Here is a 20,899-nt window from a genome sequence, read left to right on the forward strand (position 1 = left end):
TGCGCTGCGAGACAGGACTCTACAGCAGCGCAGGCCGTGCGGTCGAACTCACCGTGTGTGGTCGGCCGGTTACGGAACCTGGGCGTCGATCGCCTTCACGATCCGCTTGTCCGAGACGGGGTACGCGGTGCCCAGCGCATGGGCGAAATAGCTGACCCGCAGCTCCTCGATCATCCAGCGGATGTCGAGCACCTCCTGCGGCACGGGCCGCCCCTGCGGCATCTGCTCGAGCAGCCACAGGTACTCGTCCCGCATCTCGTGGACCTTCTCCATGCGGGTGGTGTCCCGCTGGACGCTGGTCGGCATCTGCTGGAGCCGGCGGTCGGCCGCGACGAGATAGCGCATCAGGTCGGGCAGCCGCCGCAGACCGGTGGCCGTGACGAAGCCCGGCTTCACCAGCTCGTTCAACTGGGCGCGCACGTCCTGGAGGTTGGGCAGCAGCACAGCGCTCTTCGTGGACTTCAGGCGGCGCTCGCAGGCCTGCCAGGCCGCCAGGACCTGCTGCACCTGGCCGACCGCCTTCACCGTGGTGTCGACGATCTCCGCGCGCACCTTGTCGTAGAGCTTCCGGTACGACTCCTCGTCCCAGGCGGGCCCGCCGAAGTCGCCGATGAGCTTGTCCGCCGCCGCCATCGCGCAGTCGTCGAAGAGCGCCTGGACGGAGCCGTGCGGGTTCGCGGACAGGGCGAGCTTCTGCGCGTTGCTCAGCTTGTCCGAGGCGAACTTGCCCGGGTTCACCGGGATGTTGCGGAGGATGAGCCGGCGCGTGCCCTTCCACATCGCCTGCGCCTGCTCGGCCTCGCTGTCGAAGAGGCGTACGGAGACGGTGTCGCCGTCGTCGACCAGGGCCGGGAAGGCCTTCACCGGCTGGCCGGCGCGGCGCGTCTCGAAGACCTTCGACAGCGCCCCGACGCTCCAGTCGGTGAGGCCCTTGCGCTCCACGGACGGGCCGCCGGAACGCTCGGCGGTCGCCTTGGCCGCCTGGGAGATCGCCTGCCGGGCCTTCGGCTTCAGCCGGAGCTTGAGCGCCTCCAGGTCCTTGTCCTCGGCGAGCTTGCGGCGCCGCTCGTCGACGATCCGGAAGGTGATCTTCAGGTGGTCCGGTACGCGGCCCAGGTCGAAGTCGTCCGGGCTCACCGGGACGCCGACCATCTGCTGCAGCTCGCGCGCGAGCGTGACCGGCAGCGGCTCCTGGAGCGGCACCGCACGGTCCAGGAACGCCTTCGCGTAGTTCGGCGCGGGCACGTAGTTGCGGCGGATCGGCTTGGGGAGGGACCGGATCAGTTCGACGACCACGTCCTCGCGCAGGCCGGGGATCTGCCAGTCGAAGCCCTCGTCGGTGACCTGGTTGAGCACCTGCAACGGGAGATGGACCGTCACGCCGTCCGCGTCCGCGCCCGGCTCGAACTGGTACGTCACCCGGAACTTGAGCCCGCCCTGACGCCAGGAGTCCGGGTAGTCGTCCTTCGTGACCGCTTCCGCGGACTCGCGGATCAGCATCGAGCGCTCGAAGTCGAGGAGTTCGGGCTCCTCGCGCTTCTTCTGCTTCCACCAGGAGTCGAAGTGGGCGCCGGACACGACGTGTTCGGGCACCCGCTGGTCGTAGAAGTCGAAGAGGGTCTCGTCGTCGACGACGATGTCGCGGCGGCGCGCCCGGTGCTCCAACTCCTCGACCTCGGTGAGGAGTCGGCGGTTGTCGGCGAAGAACTTGTGGTGCGTGCGCCAGTCGCCCTCGACCAGCGCGTTCCGGATGAACAGCTCGCGGCTGACCTCGGCGTCGATCCGCCCGTAGTTCACCTTGCGCTGCGCGACGAGCGGGACGCCGTACAGCGTGACCTTCTCGTACGCCATCACGGCCGCCTGGTCCTTCTCCCAGTGCGGCTCGCTGTACGTGCGCTTGAGCAGGTGCTCGGCGAGCGGCTCGACCCACTCGGGCTCGATCTTCGCGTTGACGCGGGCCCAGAGCCGGCTGGTCTCCACGAGCTCCGCCGACATCACGAACCGCGGGGGCTTCTTGAAGAGGGCCGAGCCGGGGAAGATCGCGAACTTGGCGTTGCGGGCGCCGATGTACTCGTTGCGCCCGCGGTCGCGGCCCGCCTGCTTGGGGTCCTTCTGCGTGGACTCCTTGGACTCCTTCACGTCCTTCATTCCGATGTGCGAAAGCAAACCGGAGAGGAGGGAGAGATGGACGGAGTCGTCGGCCGCGGGAGTGTCGGCGTCGTTGAGATGGATCCCCATCTGCTTCGCGACCGTCCGCAGCTGCGTGTAGATGTCCTGCCACTCGCGGATGCGCAGGAAGTTCAGGTACTCGCGCTTGCACATGCGGCGGAAGGCGGAGGAGCCCAGCTCCTTCTGCTGTTCGCGGACGTACCGCCACATGTTCAGGAACGCCAGGAAGTCGCTGGTCTCGTCCTTGAAGCGGGCGTGCTGCTGGTCGGCCTGCGCCTGCTTGTCGGAGGGGCGCTCGCGCGGGTCCTGGATGGAGAGCGCCGCGGCGATCACCATGACCTCGCGCACACAGCCGTTCTTGTCGGCCTCCAGGACCATGCGGGCGAGCCGCGGGTCGACGGGGAGCTGGGCGAGCTTGCGGCCCTGCTCCGTGAGCCGTTTCCGTACGTCTTTCTGTGCGGGGTCCAACGCGCCCAGTTCCTGGAGGAGTTGGACACCGTCGCGGATGTTGCGGTGGTCCGGCGGGTCGATGAAGGGGAACTTCTCGATGTCGCCGAGCCCCGCCGAGGTCATCTGGAGGATGACGGAGGCCAGGTTCGTACGGAGGATCTCCGCGTCCGTGAACTCCGGGCGGGACAGGAAGTCGTCCTCGGAGTAGAGGCGGATGCAGATGCCGTCGGACGTACGGCCGCAGCGGCCCTTGCGCTGGTTGGCGCTGGCCTGACTGACCGGCTCGATGGGCAGCCGCTGCACCTTCGTGCGGTGCGAATAGCGAGAGATGCGGGCCGTGCCCGGGTCGATCACGTACTTGATGCCGGGGACCGTCAGGGAGGTCTCCGCGACGTTCGTGGCGAGCACGATGCGGCGGCCCGTGTGGCGCTGGAAGACGCGGTGCTGCTCGGCGTGCGAGAGCCGCGCGTACAGCGGCAGCACCTCGGTGCTGTGTGCGACAGAGCCTCCGGCGCGGGCGTACTTCTTCTCCAGCGCGTCCGCGGTGTCACGGATCTCGCGCTCCCCGGAGAGGAAGACCAGGACGTCGCCCGGCCCTTCCTTCTGAAGCTCCTCGACGGCGTCCGTGATCGCGGTGATCTGGTCGCGGTCGGAGTCGTCGCCGGCCTCTTCGAGGAGCGGGCGGTACCGCACCTCCACCGGATACGTACGCCCGCTGACCTCGACGATCGGGGCGTCCCCGAAGTGCCGCGAGAAGCGCTCGGGGTCGATCGTCGCGGAGGTGATGACGACCTTGAGGTCCGGGCGCCTCGGCAGCAGCTGCGCCAGGTAGCCGAGGAGGAAGTCGATGTTCAGGGACCGCTCGTGGGCCTCGTCGATGATGATCGTGTCGTACGCGCGCAGCTCGCGGTCCGTCTGGATCTCGGCGAGCAGGATGCCGTCCGTCATCAGCTTCACGAACGTGCCGTCCTGGTCCACCTGGTCGGTGAACCGGACCTTCCAGCCGACCGCCTCGCCCAGCGGCGTGTGCAGCTCGTCGGCGACGCGCTCCGCGACCGTGCGGGCCGCGATACGGCGGGGCTGGGTGTGCCCGATCATGCCGCGCACACCACGGCCGAGTTCGAGACAGATCTTCGGGATCTGCGTCGTCTTTCCGGAACCGGTCTCACCGGCGACGATCACGACCTGGTGGTCGCGGATCGCCTCGGCGATCTCGTCCTTCTTCTGGCTGACCGGGAGCTGCTCGGGATACGTGACGTCGAGCGCCGCACGGCGCTCGCGACGGGTGTCCGTGCGGACGGCGGCCTTCTCGGCCTCCGCGTCGATCTCCGCGACGACGGCGGCACGCGCCTCCGGCTTACGGATCTTGCGGGCGCCTTCGAGCCTGCGCCCGAGGCGGTGCGCATCGCGCAGGGACAGCTCGGAGATCCGCCGCGCTACGGCGGCGAACTGATCGGCGGCGGGGGCAGGCTGCGTAGACATACGTCCTCAAGGATCTCACCTCGGGGAAATGTGTGGCGACCGATTTTGTGGCCGGTGCGCCGGGGCGGCCGGGGCCCGCGTCCGGATGTAGAGCGCCGACGCGTGGCTTAACGTGCGGATATGTCGCACTTGCCCGATGAGCCCGCACCGGACGACGCGCCTCCGCCGTCCCCGGAGAAGGAGCACCCGCCGCACGGCCAGCACGGGCGCCCGCTGAGCGGGGCCGAGCGCTGGTCCGGCTTCAAGGACTCACCGTTCTTCCCGGCGTGCGTGCTCGTCCTCATCCTGGCCGCGGCGGCCGCCCTGTTCGCCGGCTCGTACACGTACTCCATGGCGAACCCGACGCCGCACCACATCCCGACCGGCGTCACCGGGGAGCACGACGCCGCGCGGCGCAGCGCGTTCGTCGGGGCGATGGAGAAGGCGCTCGACGCGCAGCTCGACCTCAAGGTGTACGACTCCCCCGAGGCGGCCCGGGACGCTCTCGACGCCCAGAAGATCTACGCGGTCTTCGACGTGCGGGACAACGGCGCCCGCGTCCGCCTCGACGTCTCCGGTGCCTCCGGGGTCACCGTCGCCCAGGTCTTCGCCGAGGCGGCGCCCCCGGTCAGCAAGGCGACCGGCATCCCGGTGACGGTGAAGGATGTGAACCCGTTGCAGGGCGGGGACCCGCGCGGCCTCACGATCTTCTACATCACGCTCGCCGCGGTGATCATCGGCTTCGTCGGCGCGATCCAGCTCAGCGTGCACGCGCGCGGCCTCAACCCGGCCGAGCGGATCGCCTTCACGATCGCCTACTCGCTGCTCGGCGGGTTCGCGGTGGCGGCGGTCGCGGACTGGGGGCTCGGCGCGGTGGACCTGCCGTTCGTCGAGTCCTGGCTGATCCTCGCGCTGACGATGTTCACCTGCGGCATGGTCTTCACGATGTTCAACACGTTCTTCCACCGCTGGGCGATGATCCCGACCTGGGGCCTGCTGGTCCTGCTCGGCAACCCGGCATCAGGCGGCGCGGTGGCGCCCCCGCTGCTGCCCACGGTGATCGGCCGTCTCGGCCAGTGGCTGCCACCGGGTGCCTCGTACAACGCCCAGCACACGGCGGTCTACTTCCAGGGCAACCAGCACGCCTTCCCGATCCTGGTGCTTGCCGGCTGGTCCCTGGTCTCCTGCGCCCTCTTCTGGTTCTGGCGCCATCGCCACCCGGGCGGCCGGGGCACGGGACCGCTGCACGCGGCACCCGTGTAGGGCGTGCGGGAAACGCAATAGGCCCCGTCCGGAGACGGGGCCTAGTTCCTGTGGCTGGGGCCGGGATCGAACCGGCGACCTATCGCTTTTCAGGCGATCGCTCGTACCAACTGAGCTACCCAGCCACGAAGTTCACGAGGAACTTCAGCGGTCCTGACGGGATTTGAACCCGCGGCCTCCACCTTGACAGGGTGGCGAGCACTCCAAACTGCTCCACAGGACCTAGCTGTTGTGCGAGACAAGCAAGAGCAAGTCTCTCACACGGTTGTGCGTGCCCCCAACGGGATTCGAACCCGTGCTACCGCCTTGAAAGGGCGGCGTCCTAGGCCGCTAGACGATGAGGGCTATCGGCCCGCCTGCGCGCTTTGCAGCGCGTCGGGGACGTGAGAAGCATATGGGATGCAGGGAGCTATCGCCAAAACGGTTTACGGGGAGCTCTGCCCAAGGGTCAGGGGGAGCTCTCCCCAGGGCTCGGCGAGGGGGTCGCGCCGGGCTGGTTCTCCTGCGGCAGATGGCGGCTGACCTCCGCCTTCGTCAGGCCCAGACCACCCAGGCGGATCTCGTCCCAGGCCTGCAGGCGCTTGGTCGTGCGGTCCAGATAGAGGACCGAGGCCTCCACCGGGTCCGGCTTGCCGTCGTCCACCGCGCGCAGGCCGCTGCCGCCGGTCGAGCCCTCGACGCGCAGCCGGGTGCCGAGCGGGAGCACGTCCATCTCCTGGTGGTGGATGTGCCCCGCAAGGACCAGCGGCACCTCGCCGTCCACCTCACGGGCCGCGGCCGGCTCATGGGCGAGCGCGATGTCGACCGGGGTGCCCGCCGCCCGCTGATCGCGCAGCGCGGAGGCGAGTCGGATGCCCGACAGGCGCTCGGCCGGATCGCCCTGCGCCTTCACCGCACGGTCCGGGGTGTACTGCGGGTCGCCCATACCGGCGAAGCGCAGGCCCGCGACCGTGGCGGCCTTGCCGTCGTCGAGGACGCGGACGTTCTTGAAGCGCTTCCGGTCGGCGAGGTACTTCTGCGTCGCGTTCTTCGAGTCGTGGTTGCCGCGGATCCAGACGTAGGGCACGCCGAGGTTCTTGATGGGGTCCAGGAAGGCGTTCTCGGCCTTCGAGCCGTGGTCCATCGTGTCGCCGGTGTCGACGATCGCGGAGATCTTGTACTGCTCCACGAGCGAGGCGATGATCTTCCACGACGCCGGATTGAGGTGGATGTCCGACACGTGCAGGACGCGGATCGTCGAGGGGTCCGGCTGGTACGTGGGGAGTGTGGACGTCGCGTCGTACAGCTTGGTCACGTTCGTGACGAGGAGCGCCAACTCCTTTTGGTACGCGTCGAATTCGGTCACGATCGAGCGCGCGCTGCCGACCACGGAGGGCGCCGAGGAGAGCAGCCCGGAGAACTTCGGCTCCAGGACGGACTCCGGGTTCCACGTCGCGTACGCCGTACCGCCCGAGGCCGCGAGCAGGGTGAGCGCCAGGCCGCCGGCGGCCAGGGCGCGGCGCGGGCGGCGGTAGACCACGAGGCCGAGCGACGTGGCGCCCGCGAGCACCGCCACGCAGGAGCGCAGGGCCAGGTCGACCGTGCCGTGCTGGACGTCGCGCGCGACCTCGTCCTGGAGTCCGGAGAAGCGCTCGGGGTGGTCGACGAGGGCCTGGGCGCGGGCCGGGTCGAGGCGGTCCACGTCGACGTCGAGGCGGATCGGCGCGGTGTGCGAGTGCAGTTCGAGGGCGCCGAGCGGCGACACATTGATCTTCGTACCGCCCGAGAAGGAGGGGCGCAGCGTCATCTTCGTGTCCATGGGCCCCACCGGCGTCCGCACGCTGCCGACGATCAGCAGGCCGAGCCAGGCGCCGAGCAGCACGACGGCGACCAGACCGAGCGCGCGTACGTAGGGGTGCGGCGGGTGGACCAGCTGGAGGACCGGGTGGGGATGCCGGTCGCGGTAGTGGCGCAGGAGCGCCGAGGGCGTCCCTCGAACGCTCCGTATACGGCGGCGGACTCCACGTATGGCGGCGACTGGCGAGCGGGCCATTGCTCCCGTATGCCCAAGTGCACGGGTGGATATGCGGGTTGTACCGGACAATGGCCGTGTGCTGGAGATGACGCGCGAGACGTTCGAGGAACTGGTCGCCGAAGCGCTGGACCGGATCCCGCCCGAGCTGACCCGACTCATGGACAACGTGGCCGTGTTCGTGGAGGACGAGCCGCCCGCAGAGGACCCCGAGCTGCTCGGGCTCTACGAAGGGACCCCGCTGACCGAGCGGGGCGAGTGGTACGCGGGGGTGCTGCCGGACCGGATCACCATCTACCGGGGGCCGACGCTGCGGATGTGCGAGTCGACGGAGGACGTGGTCACGGAGACCGAGGTGACCGTGGTGCACGAGATCGCGCACCACTTCGGGATCGACGACGCGCGGCTGCACGCGCTCGGATACGGGTGAGGCGCGGGGGGAGACACGGGTGGGACGCGAGTGGGACACGGGTGAGGCCCCCGCACTGATTGTGGGGGCTTTGTGCGGTGCCGACGCGGCGCGTGTCCTCGTACGGGAGACAGGAGTTGGGCACGGTACCCCCCCGTGGTGACCCCGGGTGACCCCGTTGGTGACCCCGTCTCGTGCACCGGAGGTGCCCGCCCGTGCGCCAGCTGTCCGTATCGCAACGCGCCCTGTCGCTCAGTGTGCTCCGTCTGGGCCGGTTGGCCGCGACCACCGTGGCCGTCGCCGCGGCCGCCGGTTGCATGAGCGTGGGCGCCGACGGCGGCGGCGCGTCCACCCACTCCCCGCCGCAGCGGGGCTCGGGCGCCGCGCCCGACGGCGGCGCCGCGGTCCCGGACGGCGGGGCGGACGTGGGCGCGCGGGTCGGGGATGCCTCGCCGATGCCCTCGCGGCGGCCCGCCTCGCCCGAGGACCCGGCCACGCCCTCGTCGGCCTCCCCCGACAGGCCCACGAAGGCGTCCGCCCCGCCCTCGGCGCCCACCTCGCCGTCCCGCAGCGCCTCGGAGCGGCCCTCGCAGCGGCCGAGCAGGCCCAGCGCGACCAGCACTCCTTCGCCCACGAAGTCGTCCCCCGCACCCTCGTCGTCCCCGCCGACCGCCGAGCCCTCGTCGTCGGCGCACGAGGAGACCGCGTCGGAGCGGGCGAGCGAACCGCGGCCGCAGGCCGGGGATCCGGCCTGACCGGGGGCGGTGTGTGAGCCGGGTCTCAGCGATCCGGTTTGCCTCGGGGGGTGGGGGGTGCGTATGGTGGTAGATCGTTTGATCCCATTTGCCCGGCGCCGTTAAGAGAGCGCCGCGTGGCGCGTACTCTCCCTTGCCGTGGCTGGACCGCATTGAGGCGGTCGATTTGCTGAATTGCGAATACACGGAGTTGCGGGCGCGTGCCGAGACTCCGGAAGGTTTCGCATTTCGCATGTCCATTTCCACTGAGAACACCATCGACCAGGCCGTCGAGAACGACATCGACATCGACGCGGTCGGCACCGAAACGGTCGACACCGACACGGTCGACATCATCGAGAACGACGAGCCCACCCAGACGTTCGCCGACCTCGGTCTCCCCGAGGCCGTCGTCCGCAAGCTCGCGCAGAACGGTGTGACCACCCCGTTCCCGATCCAGGCCGCGACCATCCCGGACGCCCTGGCCGGCAAGGACATCCTCGGCCGTGGCCGCACCGGCTCCGGCAAGACCCTCTCGTTCGGTCTGCCGACGATGGCCCGCCTGGCCGGCGCCCGCAGCGACAAGCACAAGCCGCGCGCCGTCATCCTCACCCCGACCCGTGAGCTCGCCATGCAGGTCGCGGACGCCCTGCAGCCCTACGGCGACCAGGTCGGCCTCAAGATGAAGGTCGTCTGCGGCGGTACGTCGATGGGCAACCAGATCTACGCCCTGGAGCGCGGCGTCGACATCCTCGTCGCCACCCCGGGCCGCCTGCGCGACCTCATCAACCGCGGCGCCTGCGACCTGAGCAACATCGAGGTCGCCGTCCTCGACGAGGCCGACCAGATGTCCGACCTGGGCTTCCTGCCCGAGGTCACCGAGCTGCTCGACCAGGTTCCGGCCGGCGGCCAGCGCATGCTCTTCTCCGCCACCATGGAGAACGAGATCAAGACGCTCGTCAGCCGCTACCTGAAGGACCCGGTCTCCCACGAGGTCGACAGCGCCCAGGGCAACGTCACGACGATGTCGCACCACATCCTCGTCGTGAAGCCCAAGGACAAGGCGCCGGTCACCGCGGCCATCGCCTCCCGCAAGGGCCGCACCATCATCTTCGTCCGCACCCAGCTGGGCGCCGACCGCATCGCCGAGCAGCTCTGCGACGCCGGTGTGAAGGCCGACGCGCTGCACGGCGGCATGACGCAGGGCGCGCGTACCCGTGTCCTCGAGGACTTCAAGAAGGGCTACGTCAACGCGCTCGTCGCCACCGACGTCGCCGCCCGAGGCATCCACGTCGACGACATCGACCTGGTCCTGAACGTGGACCCGGCCGGCGACCACAAGGACTACCTGCACCGCGCGGGCCGCACGGCGCGTGCCGGCCGCACCGGCACGGTCGTCTCCCTGTCGCTGCCGCACCAGCGCCGCCAGATCTTCCGCCTCATGGAGGACGCGGGCGTCGACGCCGGTCGTCACATCATCCAGGGCGGCGCCGCCTTCGACCCGGAGGTCGCCGAGATCACCGGTGCCCGCTCCATGACCGAGGTCGAGGCCGAGTCCGCGGGCAACGCCGCGCAGCAGGCCGAGCGTGAGGTCACCGACCTGACCAAGCAGCTGGAGCGCGCCACCCGTCGCGCCTCCGAGCTGCGCGAGCAGGCCGACCGCCTCACCGCCCGCGCCGCCCGTGACCGCGGCGAGGACGAGGAGGGCGTGGCCGCGGCGGTCACCGCCGCCCAGGAGGCCGCCGCCGAGCAGGTCGCCCAGGCTGCCGCTGCCGCCGAGGCGCCGCAGCGCGAGGAGCGTTCGTTCTCGGACCAGCCGCGTCAGCGCCGCGACGAGCGGGGCAACTTCGAGCGCCGTGACAACCGTGGCGGCGACCGTGGTGGCTTCCGTCGCGACGACCGTGGCGGCGACAAGGGCGGCTTCCGTCGCGACGACCGCGGCGGCGACAAGGGCGGCTTCCGCCGGGACAACGACCGTGGTGGGCGCTCCTTCGAGCGTCGCGACAACGACCGTGGCGGCCGTTCTTTCGAGCGTCGTGACGACCGCGGCGGCGACCGTGGCGGCTTCCGTCGCGACGACCGCGGCGGCGACAAGGGCGGCTTCCGCCGCGACGACCGCCGGGACGGCGACCGTGGTGGCCGTTCTTTCGAGCGTCGTGACGACCGGGGCGGCGACCGCGGTGGCGACCGTGGCGGCGACCGAGGTGGCTTCCGCCGGGACAACGACCGCGGCGGCTTCAACCGCGACGACCGTGGCGGCCGTTCCTTCGAGCGCCGTGACAACGACCGTGGCGGCTTCCGCCGCGACGACCGTCCCTCGGGCCACCGGGGCAGCGACCGTCCGTTCAACCGCGACCGCCAGGGCGACCGCCCCTCCGGCGGCCACCGCCCCTACGGCCGTCGTGACGACCACCGTGGCGCCGGCTCGGGCTCCGGCTCCGGCTCGGGTTCGTCCTTCGGCCGCCGCGACGACAAGCCGCGCTGGAAGCGCAACGGCTGACCGTTCCTGAAGTGACAAGGCCGCGGCCCCACTCCCTCACGGGGGTGGGGCCGCGGCCTTTCCTCATCACCGGGTGACCGGGTAACCGGCACGCGTACGGGAGTTGGGCCCTGATCGTCCGCATGCCGTGCCCCCGGCGAGGGAATCGCTGGGGGCATGACAAGTGATGCCAGCGGAGCCACTGACGGGCAGCAGTCGGCCGTGGCCGCGGGCTCCGACGAGGAGCGCCTCGCCCAGCTCGGCTACACGCAGGTCCTCGCCCGCCGCATGTCGGGCTTCTCGAACTACGCCGTCTCCTTCACGATCATCTCGGTCCTCTCGGGCTGTCTGACGCTGTATCTGTTCGGCATGAACACGGGCGGTCCCGTGCTCATCACCTGGGGCTGGGTCGCCGTCGGCCTGATGACCCTCTTCGTGGGCCTGGCGATGGCCGAGATCTGCTCGGCGTATCCGACGTCGGCGGGGTTGTATTTCTGGGCGTACAAGCTCGCGCCGGAGCGCAGCGCGGCGGCGTGGGCCTGGTTCACGGGTTGGTTCAACGTGCTCGGTCAGGTGGCGGTGACCGCCGGCATCGACTTCGGCGCGGCGTCCTTCCTGGGCGCGTATCTGAACCTGCAGTTCGGCTTCGAGGTGACGCCAGGCCGCACGATCCTCCTCTTCGCCGGGATCCTGCTGCTGCACGGCCTCCTCAACACCTTCGGCGTACGCATCGTCGCGTTCCTCAACAGCGTCAGCGTGTGGTGGCACGTGCTGGGTGTCGCGCTGATCGTCGGCGCGCTCGCCTTCGTGCCGGACAGCCACCAGTCGGCGTCCTTCGTCTTCGGCGAGTTCGTGAACAACACCGGCTGGGGCAGCGGTGTGTACGTCGTCCTCATCGGGCTGCTGATGGCGCAGTACACCTTCACCGGATACGACGCGTCGGCCCATATGACGGAGGAGACGCACGACGCGTCCACGGCGGGGCCGAAGGGCATCGTCCGCTCGATCTGGACGTCGTGGATCGCCGGCTTCGTCCTCCTGCTCGGCTTCACCTTCGCCATCCAGTCGTATCAGGGGGCGCTGGAGTCCCCCACGGGCGCGCCGCCCGCCCAGATCCTCCTGGACGCCCTCGGCGCGACGGCCGGAAAGCTGCTGCTCCTGGTCGTGATCGGCGCCCAGCTGTTCTGCGGGATGGCGTCCGTGACCGCCAACAGCCGCATGATCTACGCCTTCTCGCGCGACGGCGCCCTGCCGTTCTCCCGCGTCTGGCACACGGTCAGCCCGCGCACCCGCACCCCCGTCGCGGCGGTCTGGCTCGCGGCGGCGGGCGCCCTGGTCCTCGGCCTGCCCTACCTGATCAACGTCACCGCGTACGCGGCCGTGACCTCGATCGCCGTCATCGGCCTCTACATCGCGTACGTCATCCCGACGCTGTTGCGGTTGCGCAAGGGCGACGCGTTCGAGCGGGGTCCGTGGCACCTGGGCCGCTGGTCGACGGTGATCGGTGTGGTGGCGGTGTCCTGGGTCGTCGTCATCACGATCCTCTTCATGCTGCCGCAGGTCTCCCCGGTCACCTGGGAGACCTTCAACTACGCCCCGATCGCGGTCCTCGTGGTCCTCGGTTTCGCGGGCACCTGGTGGGCGGTCTCGGCCCGGCACTGGTTCCTGCGCTGACGCTCCGTCCGGCGCGCGAGGACCGGGAAGCCGATACCCGATCGGCCTCCCGGTCTCGGCGGGCTATGCTCGGGGGTGCGTCGGCTCAGGTCGGCGTGTGGACCCTTAGCTCAATTGGCAGAGCAGTGGACTTTTAATCCATTGGTTGTGGGTTCGAGTCCCACAGGGTCTACGAGTGTGGGCGGCGCCCGGGTCGGCTTCGGTCGGCTCGGGCGCTTCTTCGTTTGCGAGCCATTGCGTGAGCGATGCGTGAGCGGACGGGTCGGCTGAGGGCCGGACGGGCGGCTTGGGAGCGGCAGGCTTCGGCATGCGGGCGCGGGGGATCGGGCCCGTCTCCTTCTCCGCGATCTCGCGGTCGAGTTCCGGCAGCGGGCCATGCGCCTGGATGTGCCGTGACGAGCACGCCCAGGGGGCGATAACACGCCAATCTGTTCGAATGGAGACGGGTCGTTCCTCCGACTGTCAGCTGCGTCGGCGAGCAAGAAGGTTGAGCTCATGGCATATGCCGAACGCTCGGTCAGGTCGGGTCGCGGTGCCCCGCTCTTTGAGTCAGGTTGATTCAACTTCATTGTTTTGGTGGGGAGTTGAGAGCAAGCTGACTCCCGTTGAGACCGGCGTGCCCCCAGGGGCGTGAACGGCCGACGTGACGGGGGTCGCGTCCGAACTGACCAGTGGACGCCTGCATAGAACACGCTTCGCGGCTTGGCATGCCCAGGTCGACCTCCTGCGGCTGCCCTCTGCGCGTCGGTGACACCGACGTCACGGAGGATCATGTTGTTCCGCAGAAGAACGACGGTCGTCACAGCCCTGTCGGCCGTGCTGCTCGCTCTGTCCGTGCTGCCTGCCCAGGCCGCCGACACTCCAGAGGACCCGGGACAGGCCACCTCTCTCAAGCCCGGTGACGCGTATGTCATCACCGACCCGAAGCTGGTCGCAGACCCGCAGAAGGTCGTCGACGCCCTGTCCGCCGACGGGGATCTGGGCCGGCTCGACCTCAAGCCCACCAGCGGCCCGTCCGCCCAGCCCGAGAACCGGACCAAGGACGCTGCCGGCCGCTCCTACACCGTGCCCAGCGAGCGCTTCAACCGCGGCCGCAAGCCCGCCGACCCGTACCAGTACATCGACAACGTCGACGAGTGCGCCGCCAACGACAGCTCCAGCAACGACGGTGGCTGGATCAAGAACCGCTTCTCGTACTGTCAGCGGCACGTCATCGCCATCCCGGCGATCCAGTGCGGCTTGTGGCCTCCGGGCTGCTACATCAAGGGTTGGTTCGTCTCCCGCAACACCATCATCGGCAAGGCCAAGATCGGCGGATGGTTCGACAGCAGCTACTACCGCTACGCCGACTTCGACCTCGATGTCGACGTGTGGAGTTCCACCGGGCACTTCAACAAGCCGGGCGCCACGATGAAGGCGGAACTCGACTGCGACGGCACGTGGAAGAGCGGTAACGGCAGCGCCGAGGACGCCTGCGACAGCGGCATGTACGAGGGCCGTACCGCTTCCCCCGGCGCCTGGAAGAGGGACGGCAAGACCAAGTTCGACCTCGTGTCGTTCGCCTCAAGCCCGCCCAGTGCCGCCGCGGGCGAGCAGATCGCGAATGCCGACTTCCGCCCGAAGTACGAGTTCACGATCCCCGGCTACGACCAGTTCCAGCCCACCGACGGCGAAGAGGGCAAGCTCCGCTTCGACAGCGCGGCCTACCTCCGTCGCGGCAACATGGGCGCGGTCTTCAGCGACACCACACCGGCGCTGCGATACGACCGCAGCGACACCAGCGACCCGAGCGCGCCCGGCGAGCCGTACCTCGGTGTCGCCGCCGTCGCCAACCACATCGGAGACGCCCGGAACGACCCGGACTCCACCTTGCCGCCCAAGAGCGACAAGAACCTGCCCGGAGCGGAGGCCACCGACCCGCTACACCGTCTGGTCCCCGCCGCCGGTACGACTCAGCGCACCCGCGTCCGGGACAACCGCAATGTCGTACGGGGCTACTGCAACGGCGGAGACGTGCCCGGCGGCCCGGCCGACGGGGTTCAGTGCGACGAGTACCCCTTCGCGTCCAGCTACGAAGGCGCGGCCCGCTACATGTACGACGGCACCCAGTACGAGTACGACTACTCGGTGAAGTACATCGACAGCCAGGAGAACGAAGAGGCCGGACGCCGGCTCAACGCCTGGTACGAGAACGACCGCATCATCGACAACGACGCCTTCGTGATCGCCATCGGCGACTGACGAGTGTCGGCGCGGGCTGCCGTCGTGTCGACGGTACGGCGGCAGCCCGGTACGTCAGTCAAGATTCCAGACCTGCGCCAGACAGTACTGATCCACGCCTTCCAGGTCTGCCTCGTGACCTTCCGCGGCGTACTCCAGAGCGCCGGCCTGCCCCTTGAACGGGGAGTAGAACGGGCCGGTCTCCGGGTTCAACGCCCACGACATCCGCACCCGGTATCGCCCGGTGGCGGCGAGTCCGATCTCCGTGGGGAGCGTCTCGCCCAGCGTGTAGACGCACAGGTCCCCCGCGGGAAAGAACACTTCGGTTTCCTCGTCGTGCGACCACGCCCCCTCGCCGGGCGGGTCTCCCTTCCACAGTTCCACGCGCACCCGGGCATCGATCACGTTCGAGGGACAGTGCGCGTGAACCATCCCTTCGGCAGGGCGCAACCAGCTCCCTGCCGGCGCATCCGGGTAGTGGATGTCGCTCTCTCGCGATTGTTCGACCAGACCAAGCGTGCCGTTCTCGACGAGAACCTCGACAGTCCCAGCGGCGAGCAACTGCCCCATACGAGTCCTCCCTGCCAGGTGCACACTTGCGGCACCGGCGTCGGATGCTTCCACGCGCGTAAGCCTTTCAGGGGTGTCGTGCCGTGGCCAGAGCGTCGAGGGCGCATGGCCGATTGCCGACGTCCACCGGCGAGGGCCCCACCTGCTTACGCCGCCGCTGCCGTTGACGGTCGTTGCAGCCCGGGGTTCAGGTATCTGAACATCGTGCGTGCGGGCCGGACCGACCCCCGCACGCACTAGTAGGCTCGAAAGACGGCCGCCCCGGACCCGGCCCTCTCCGTGCAGTTTGTTCCGCGCAACAGAGGCTCTGCGCATGTGATGAATCCTTGCCAGAGGAGATGGGGCGGATGAGCTCTCATTCCGATCTGCACGAATCGACCGTCCGGTCGGCGTTCCCCGTCCAGTTCGACGACTGCCGTGTGGTGCGCGCGCACGGTGAGCTGGACGTGACCACCGTGCCCCGCTTGGAGCGGGCCCTGCGCCAGGTCCGTACCGGGCCAGGCCGGCTCCGTCTCATCGTGGACCTGAGCGCGGTGACCTTCGCGGACGGCAGCATCCTTGAACCGCTGTGCGAAGCATGGGCCGAGAGCCGGGCGCGGCACGGCTGGACCCGCGTCGTCTACACCAGGTCGGCGACCTCCCTGGTCTTCCGGGCCGGTGGCCTCGCCGACCGGTTCCCGGGATACGCGAGCGTTCAGGAAGCCCGGCACGGGGCGGGAGGGCACAGGGCTCGGTACAACGGAGAGCGGTGACCCGCGAGGGCATGGCCGAGGTTCTGCGGTGTCTGCGCCCGGGGAGCGACAGGGATCCCGCGGCGGCGGGCGCGCGGGCCCTGGGAGTCGAGGGCGTTGCCGTGTCCGTGTTCGGTCAATCCCCGGCTGAGGCGGACAGCACGCGGGCGCCCGAGCCGCTCTGGTGTTCCCCCGAACTGAGCCTGCGGTTCGAGGAGTTGCAGTTCACCCTCGGCGAGGGGCCCGGGCCCGATGCCACGCGCGCCGGGATCCCGGTCCTTGAACCGGATCTTCAGCGGGTGCGGCCCGATCGCTGGCCCGTGCTGCTGCCCGCCGCGCGGCAACTCGGGGTGCACGGCGTGTGCTGCTTCCCCTTGGCTCTGGGTGGCGCACGGCTCGGGCTGCTGACCCTGCTGTGCGGCGGGGACGGCCCTCTCAGCGACAGACAGCTCAGGGACACGAACACGCTGACCGCCGCCCTGATCGCGGCGCTGCTCGGGGACCGGGGACCGGCCGGGCAGCGGATCGGGAGCAACGGGAACGCCGTGGACGACGACCGGCTGTGGCCGCCCGAAGGGCTGCAGCGGGCCGTGGTGCACCAGGCCACGGGCATGCTCAGCGTCCAGCTGGGCACCTCGATGGCCGACGCACTGGTGCGGCTGCGCGCCTCGGCGTACGGCAGCGAGCGTTCCCTCGGCGACGTCGCGGAGGACATCGTGGCCCGACGGCTGCGCTTCGACGACGGAACCCAAGACGATGGCAACGGGCCTCATTTGCCCGAGAGTGGAGAGGGATGATCAGCATGGCCCGGGAACAGCGACTCGCCGAAGTGTTCGTCGAGATCGCGGACTCGCTCATCGACGACTTCGACGTACTCGACCTCTTGCAGCGGCTCTCCGCGCGCTGCGTGGAACTCCTCGACGTCTCGGCCGCCGGCATTCTGCTCGCCGACCCACAGGGAGAACTCCAGGTCATCGCCGCGTCGGACGAGCACACGCGGCTCCTTGAGCTGTTCGCCCGGCAGCACGACCAGGGGCCGTGCGTGGAGTGCTTCCGCAGTGGCGCGGCCCGGACGAACATCGACCTGAGGCGTCCGGAATCGGCCGCGGACTGGCCGTACTTCACGCCGCGGGCCCACGAGATCGGGTTCCGGGCGACGCATGCGATCCCGCTGCGGCTGCGCGACCGGGTGGTCGGTGCCCTGAACCTCTTTCAGCGGACCGAACGCCGCTTGGGAGTGGACGAGATCGCCCTCGCCCAGGCGCTGGCGGACGTCGCCACGATCACGATCCTGCAGCAGCGCACGCTGGAGCAGTCCCACGTCGAGAACACGCAGCTGAACACCGCGCTGACCAGCCGCATCCTGGTGGAGCAGGTCAAGGGTGTGCTCGCCGAGCGCTGGGACACCTCGGTCGACGAGGCGTTCGCCGCGTTCCGGTCCTATGCCCGCTCCAACCATCTGCGGCTTACGGAGCTCGCCAGGCGTGTCGTCGACGGCACGTTCGACACCGCGGTGATCCCGGCCCCGGACACCACCGACGTCACCCCGTGAGGGCAGGGCCGTCGCTCACGGATCGAGGAGCAGGACCGTGCGGTGGGGCCACACCGGGACCCCGTACGAGCTTTCCGGGGCGTCCCGCCACCCCCAGGACCGCAGCGCCGCATGGGTCCATACGTCGGCCCGTGCGACCAGGGTGATGCCCGTGGAGTGACCGTGGTCGGCGAGGAGCCGGCGCTGCAGACGCCGGGCCAGGTTCCAGTCCTGGTGCGGTGACTGCACGCGCGTCCGACGTGGGACCACGATCTCGCGGATCTCGAAGAGGCCGCTGTGCAACGGGAATCCGTAGGCGTATGCCGTCATCGTGGAGTTCTCCGCGATCAGCAGGCCGAAGCCGGGACGTCGGATGTCGCTCACCAGGCGGCGCAGGAAGGCGCCCGTCCGCCGGTCCCATTGCCCGGCTTCCGCACCGCAGTTGGCCGCGTACAACGCGCCCAGTTCCTGGAGTCGGTCGGCGACCTGGCCCCGGGCCAGCGGGAGAATCCGCTCCGCTTCCCAGGGGGACGGCCCCTGTTCCTTGTGCCGCGGGGGCGCCCGGTCCTCGGCGGGCCGCACCGCACGCTCGCTCATGAGGCGGACCCGCACCCTCCGTACCGCGCGGGCCGCGGAACGGCCCCCGGCGGGAATCCGAAGAACATCGCCAGGGGCCGATCCGGCGAGAAGACGCCCTCCCCCTTCTTCGGCGTCTCTTCGCCTGCCTCGTCCCCTGCGACTCCTGAACGCGGGAGTGCCCCGGTGATGGCTGTCCGGAGGGACGCGGCGCCGGAGCCGCGGGTGTCGACATCGCGGGTCCGGCCGTTTCCATGACCGCACCCGGGGTCGCGGGGTACGTAGAAGGGGAACCTACCCGTCATCAGGCTCGGCATGCGGCTGCTTTCCTTCTGGATCGAGGAGTTGCGGGCGACCTGTGCGGTGCGAAGGTCATGGGTGGGCCGGGGTCTGCCGGTGCATGTCGTTTCCCCGCCGGACACGCGGCGTCGGGGGCTGCCCCTGAGTGGACGGCGAGGAAGGGAGCGGGTGTTCCGGGGTGATCGGGCACCGGCGTACGGATGTCCTCGTCTCCTTCACCGTACTCCTGGCCTACGGGAAACGGGCCGGACGTACGCTGGGGCCACCGGGTGCTCCTCGTATGCCGACTCCGTTCGGCGTCGCTTCCGGTGCACCACGACACCGGGCTCTGCCCTCATGCCGGCCCGCAGAAGGGTGTGCGTCATGAACGCACCCACCGCTCACCGCAGTTCGGCCACCGACGGTGGGACCGACGCCTACCCGCCCGTCCGGCTTGCCCTGCGCCCGCCGACCTTTCCGCCGGGGCCGGTGTGCGGAGCCTGGTGGCCCCGCAGCGACGATCTGTCCGCCGAACTGGCCGCGCTCACCGATGTGTTCGACGCGTCGCGCGGGCTCGTGACCAGGATCGCGTCCAGTCGGGGAAGCTGGCCGAAGGAGCCGCGGATCCTGCCGGTGACGGGGCACACGGTCACGGCCACGTGGTGCGTGTCAGGCCTCGACCCGCACACGATCCGGCTCTTCTCGCACGGTGTCGGCCGCTGGGACCTGCTCGTCGTCCCACCGCGCAGTACGCCCGACGAGGCCGCCCGCCTGATGATCGCGGCGGCCGACCCCGCCCTCCGCCTCACCGGGACCGCGTTGATGGCGATCGAGGGCTGCCCCTCCGCTTGACGAACCGTCGATGATGCCAATGACGGGCGGCCGGAATCGTCTCCGCCCCCGGTCGGAGGAGTACCGTTGAGGTACCCAGGGCATTTCGCACTCCGGCATCCACGCAGGTCTCGTCCTCGGTGAGCCATTGGCATCGGGGACGGCCGCCGTGCCTCTCCGAAGACGGGTTCGCATCATGACCGCGACCACCACGTCCACGCACACCGCCGTTCCGCCTCCGTCCTCTGCCGCACGTGTGGCGCTCAAGTCCTCTACAGGCCGTGGCTTGCTCGACGGCGCCTGGTGGCCCCGTTCACGCGACCTTGCCGCCGAACTCCCCGGCCTGGCGGACGTACTCGATCCGCTGTGGGGTCGGATCACGCGCGTCGCCGTCAATCCGATGCTCTGGCCCGTCGTCCCGCGCAAGGTGACCGTCCACAACCGCGTCATGAAGATCGGCTGGTTCACCCCCGAACTCGACCCGCACAAGCTGCTGTTGCTGACCTACGGGACCGGCCGCTTCGACCTCCTGGTGATCCCGCCCGAGACGGACGACGCGAGCGCCGAGCGGCTCATGGCCGCCGCCTGCGCCCCGGACGGGCCGCCGCTGACCGCCACCGATCTCATGGCCGCCGAGACCGCGCGCCTGCAAGGCGCCGAGGTGCTCGACCGGGCGCAGAGCGCGCAGGAGTCATGGGAGTACGAGGGCGGCGCGACGTCCACCCACGCCGTCCCCACGGCCGCGGGGCGGTGACGGTCATGGACTCCGCACTCACGGCAGCCGCGATTCTGGTGCTGATCACCATCGGCGCCTACCTGATCCACCGGCTCAACGCACAGCAGGCGGGAAGGATCGCCGTACGGGCGCGCCGCCGCCACGAACGCACCACGCAGAAGCAGGCCCACTGAGCGGGCCCGCGTCGAAGAAACCGGGAGGGGAGTCCGGATGGACGAGGTGTATCTGCGCAGGCTCAGCCGATGGCAGGCCGAACAGCAGCGGGAGGAGGTTGCCGATGTGTACGTCGCGGCGTACCGCGCAGCGGCCGGGTCCGAGTACCGGGACCGGACGAGCTTCCAGCGCCGCTTCGAGCAGCATGTGCGGCACGACGGGTTCGACATGGTCGTCGCCGACTCGCCCGGCGTCGTCGGCTGCGCCTACGGGTACCGCCTGGAGCGCGACGGGGCGTGGTGGTCCGACTACCCCGTCGAGGTGACACGGCAGACGGAGGAACTCACCGCGTCAGGGCGGGTGTTCGTGCTCACCCAACTGATGGTGCTGCCCGCGCACCGCCACCGCGGCGTCGCGACCCGCCTCGGGGATCTGCTGTTCGCCCGCCACACCCAGGACCTCGTGGTGGCCGGTGTGGACGGGTACAGGCGCGCGGCCGGGGTCGGGCAGCTGCTCCGGGCGTGGGGCTGGAAGGCGCTGCCGGCCTCGGGACCGGGCGCGGAGGAATCGGGCCGAGAGGTGTGGACGCGCGGGCCTCTACGGTGAGCCGCCGGACGCCCAA

At 70.0% G+C, this 20,899-nt stretch carries 17 protein-coding genes and 4 tRNA genes; 14 read left to right on the forward strand and 7 right to left on the reverse strand.

Features of this window, described 5'->3' with window-relative positions:
• Positions 1 to 69: 69 nt before the first annotated feature.
• Complete coding sequence (gene hrpA, locus OHA73_RS23475) at positions 70 to 4,101, reverse strand: ATP-dependent RNA helicase HrpA (protein ID WP_327656044.1); 4,032 nt, start codon at positions 4,099 to 4,101, stop codon at positions 70 to 72.
• 120 nt (positions 4,102 to 4,221) lie between these two features.
• Here hrpA and OHA73_RS23480 point away from each other — a divergent pair, with 120 nt between their 5' ends.
• Positions 4,222 to 5,343, forward strand: a complete 1,122-nt coding sequence (locus OHA73_RS23480; RefSeq protein WP_327656045.1) for an ABC transporter permease — start codon at positions 4,222 to 4,224, stop codon at positions 5,341 to 5,343.
• A 51-nt stretch (positions 5,344 to 5,394) separates the two neighbouring features.
• Here OHA73_RS23480 and OHA73_RS23485 read toward each other — a convergent pair.
• From OHA73_RS23485 to OHA73_RS23500, 4 genes are all read right to left on the reverse strand, one after another.
• A tRNA-Phe gene (locus OHA73_RS23485) sits at positions 5,395 to 5,468 on the reverse strand.
• Positions 5,469 to 5,491: 23 nt separating this feature from the next.
• Positions 5,492 to 5,566, reverse strand: a tRNA-Asp gene (locus OHA73_RS23490).
• Positions 5,567 to 5,615: 49 nt separating this feature from the next.
• Positions 5,616 to 5,688: transfer RNA gene (locus OHA73_RS23495), tRNA-Glu, on the reverse strand.
• Positions 5,689 to 5,791: 103 nt separating this feature from the next.
• Positions 5,792 to 7,375 carry a metallophosphoesterase family protein gene (locus OHA73_RS23500; protein WP_327656046.1) on the reverse strand — a complete coding sequence of 528 codons (1,584 nt, stop codon included), beginning with the start codon at positions 7,373 to 7,375 and terminating at the stop codon, positions 5,792 to 5,794.
• 58 nt (positions 7,376 to 7,433) lie between these two features.
• Here OHA73_RS23500 and OHA73_RS23505 point away from each other — a divergent pair, with 58 nt between their 5' ends.
• From OHA73_RS23505 to OHA73_RS23530, 6 genes are all read left to right on the forward strand, one after another.
• The gene (locus OHA73_RS23505; protein WP_266712316.1) at positions 7,434 to 7,784 is read left to right on the forward strand and encodes a metallopeptidase family protein; all 351 of its coding nucleotides are present in this window, start codon (positions 7,434 to 7,436) and stop codon (positions 7,782 to 7,784) included.
• Between the two features lie 194 nt (positions 7,785 to 7,978).
• Positions 7,979 to 8,518, forward strand: coding sequence for a hypothetical protein (locus OHA73_RS23510; RefSeq protein WP_267069781.1), 540 nt, complete (start codon positions 7,979 to 7,981; stop codon positions 8,516 to 8,518).
• A gap of 232 nt (positions 8,519 to 8,750) precedes the next feature.
• On the forward strand, positions 8,751 to 10,997 hold the full coding sequence (locus OHA73_RS23515; RefSeq protein WP_327656047.1) for a DEAD/DEAH box helicase: 2,247 nt from the start codon (positions 8,751 to 8,753) through the stop codon (positions 10,995 to 10,997).
• Positions 10,998 to 11,153: 156 nt separating this feature from the next.
• Positions 11,154 to 12,650 (forward strand): amino acid permease, encoded by a 1,497-nt coding sequence (locus OHA73_RS23520; RefSeq protein WP_267069779.1) that lies wholly within the window; start codon positions 11,154 to 11,156, stop codon positions 12,648 to 12,650.
• A 99-nt stretch (positions 12,651 to 12,749) separates the two neighbouring features.
• A tRNA-Lys gene (locus tag OHA73_RS23525) sits at positions 12,750 to 12,822 on the forward strand.
• Between the two features lie 599 nt (positions 12,823 to 13,421).
• Positions 13,422 to 14,891 (forward strand): NucA/NucB deoxyribonuclease domain-containing protein, encoded by a 1,470-nt coding sequence (locus tag OHA73_RS23530; protein WP_267069769.1) that lies wholly within the window; start codon positions 13,422 to 13,424, stop codon positions 14,889 to 14,891.
• A gap of 54 nt (positions 14,892 to 14,945) precedes the next feature.
• On the opposite strand, the gene OHA73_RS23535 is transcribed toward OHA73_RS23530, so the two are convergent.
• Complete coding sequence (locus tag OHA73_RS23535; RefSeq protein WP_327656048.1) at positions 14,946 to 15,440, reverse strand: hypothetical protein; 495 nt, start codon at positions 15,438 to 15,440, stop codon at positions 14,946 to 14,948.
• Between the two features lie 347 nt (positions 15,441 to 15,787).
• Between OHA73_RS23535 and OHA73_RS23540 the strand changes: the two genes are divergently transcribed.
• The 3 genes from OHA73_RS23540 to OHA73_RS23550 are packed head-to-tail and all read left to right on the forward strand — an operon-like array spanning position 15,788 to position 17,723.
• Positions 15,788 to 16,192, forward strand: a complete 405-nt coding sequence (locus OHA73_RS23540) for an STAS domain-containing protein (protein ID WP_266712372.1) — start codon at positions 15,788 to 15,790, stop codon at positions 16,190 to 16,192.
• Positions 16,189 to 16,968: an ANTAR domain-containing protein gene (locus OHA73_RS23545; protein WP_327656049.1), complete on the forward strand. Its 780-nt coding sequence runs from the start codon at positions 16,189 to 16,191 to the stop codon at positions 16,966 to 16,968. Before OHA73_RS23540 ends, OHA73_RS23545 begins: the two co-directional genes overlap by 4 nt.
• Entirely contained in the window at positions 16,965 to 17,723 is a 759-nt protein-coding gene (locus OHA73_RS23550) for a GAF and ANTAR domain-containing protein (RefSeq protein WP_266712376.1), read from the forward strand. Before OHA73_RS23545 ends, OHA73_RS23550 begins: the two co-directional genes overlap by 4 nt.
• A gap of 15 nt (positions 17,724 to 17,738) precedes the next feature.
• Here OHA73_RS23550 and OHA73_RS23555 read toward each other — a convergent pair whose 3' ends face one another.
• Positions 17,739 to 18,299: a hypothetical protein gene (locus tag OHA73_RS23555; protein WP_327656050.1), complete on the reverse strand. Its 561-nt coding sequence runs from the start codon at positions 18,297 to 18,299 to the stop codon at positions 17,739 to 17,741.
• A 642-nt stretch (positions 18,300 to 18,941) separates the two neighbouring features.
• On the opposite strand from OHA73_RS23555, the gene OHA73_RS23560 reads away from it, so the two are divergent.
• From OHA73_RS23560 to OHA73_RS23575, 4 genes are all read left to right on the forward strand, one after another.
• Complete coding sequence (locus OHA73_RS23560) at positions 18,942 to 19,409, forward strand: DUF5994 family protein (RefSeq protein ID WP_327656051.1); 468 nt, start codon at positions 18,942 to 18,944, stop codon at positions 19,407 to 19,409.
• 175 nt (positions 19,410 to 19,584) lie between these two features.
• Complete coding sequence (locus OHA73_RS23565; RefSeq protein WP_327656052.1) at positions 19,585 to 20,142, forward strand: DUF5994 family protein; 558 nt, start codon at positions 19,585 to 19,587, stop codon at positions 20,140 to 20,142.
• 5 nt (positions 20,143 to 20,147) lie between these two features.
• Positions 20,148 to 20,297 carry a hypothetical protein gene (locus tag OHA73_RS23570; protein ID WP_266712384.1) on the forward strand — a complete coding sequence of 50 codons (150 nt, stop codon included), beginning with the start codon at positions 20,148 to 20,150 and terminating at the stop codon, positions 20,295 to 20,297.
• A 37-nt stretch (positions 20,298 to 20,334) separates the two neighbouring features.
• Positions 20,335 to 20,883 carry a GNAT family N-acetyltransferase gene (locus tag OHA73_RS23575; RefSeq protein WP_266712386.1) on the forward strand — a complete coding sequence of 183 codons (549 nt, stop codon included), beginning with the start codon at positions 20,335 to 20,337 and terminating at the stop codon, positions 20,881 to 20,883.
• Positions 20,884 to 20,899 lie beyond the last annotated feature (16 nt).

Origin of the sequence: Streptomyces sp. NBC_00483 (assembly GCF_036013745.1) — a bacterium.
GTDB lineage: Bacteria > Actinomycetota > Actinomycetes > Streptomycetales > Streptomycetaceae > Streptomyces.

Coding starts and splice junctions, on each gene's coding strand:
- hrpA (WP_327656044.1), bottom strand. CDS start 4,101: ATGTCTACGCAGCCTGCCCCCGCCGCCGATCAGTTCGCCGCCGTAGCG.
- OHA73_RS23480 (WP_327656045.1), top strand. CDS start 4,222: ATGTCGCACTTGCCCGATGAGCCCGCACCGGACGACGCGCCTCCGCCG.
- OHA73_RS23500 (WP_327656046.1), bottom strand. CDS start 7,375: ATGGCCCGCTCGCCAGTCGCCGCCATACGTGGAGTCCGCCGCCGTATA.
- OHA73_RS23515 (WP_327656047.1), top strand. CDS start 8,751: ATGTCCATTTCCACTGAGAACACCATCGACCAGGCCGTCGAGAACGAC.
- OHA73_RS23520 (WP_267069779.1), top strand. CDS start 11,154: ATGACAAGTGATGCCAGCGGAGCCACTGACGGGCAGCAGTCGGCCGTG.
- OHA73_RS23530 (WP_267069769.1), top strand. CDS start 13,422: ATGTTGTTCCGCAGAAGAACGACGGTCGTCACAGCCCTGTCGGCCGTG.
- OHA73_RS23535 (WP_327656048.1), bottom strand. CDS start 15,440: ATGGGGCAGTTGCTCGCCGCTGGGACTGTCGAGGTTCTCGTCGAGAAC.
- OHA73_RS23540 (WP_266712372.1), top strand. CDS start 15,788: ATGAGCTCTCATTCCGATCTGCACGAATCGACCGTCCGGTCGGCGTTC.
- OHA73_RS23550 (WP_266712376.1), top strand. CDS start 16,965: ATGATCAGCATGGCCCGGGAACAGCGACTCGCCGAAGTGTTCGTCGAG.
- OHA73_RS23555 (WP_327656050.1), bottom strand. CDS start 18,299: ATGAGCGAGCGTGCGGTGCGGCCCGCCGAGGACCGGGCGCCCCCGCGG.
- OHA73_RS23560 (WP_327656051.1), top strand. CDS start 18,942: ATGAACGCACCCACCGCTCACCGCAGTTCGGCCACCGACGGTGGGACC.
- OHA73_RS23565 (WP_327656052.1), top strand. CDS start 19,585: ATGACCGCGACCACCACGTCCACGCACACCGCCGTTCCGCCTCCGTCC.
- OHA73_RS23570 (WP_266712384.1), top strand. CDS start 20,148: ATGGACTCCGCACTCACGGCAGCCGCGATTCTGGTGCTGATCACCATC.
- OHA73_RS23575 (WP_266712386.1), top strand. CDS start 20,335: ATGGACGAGGTGTATCTGCGCAGGCTCAGCCGATGGCAGGCCGAACAG.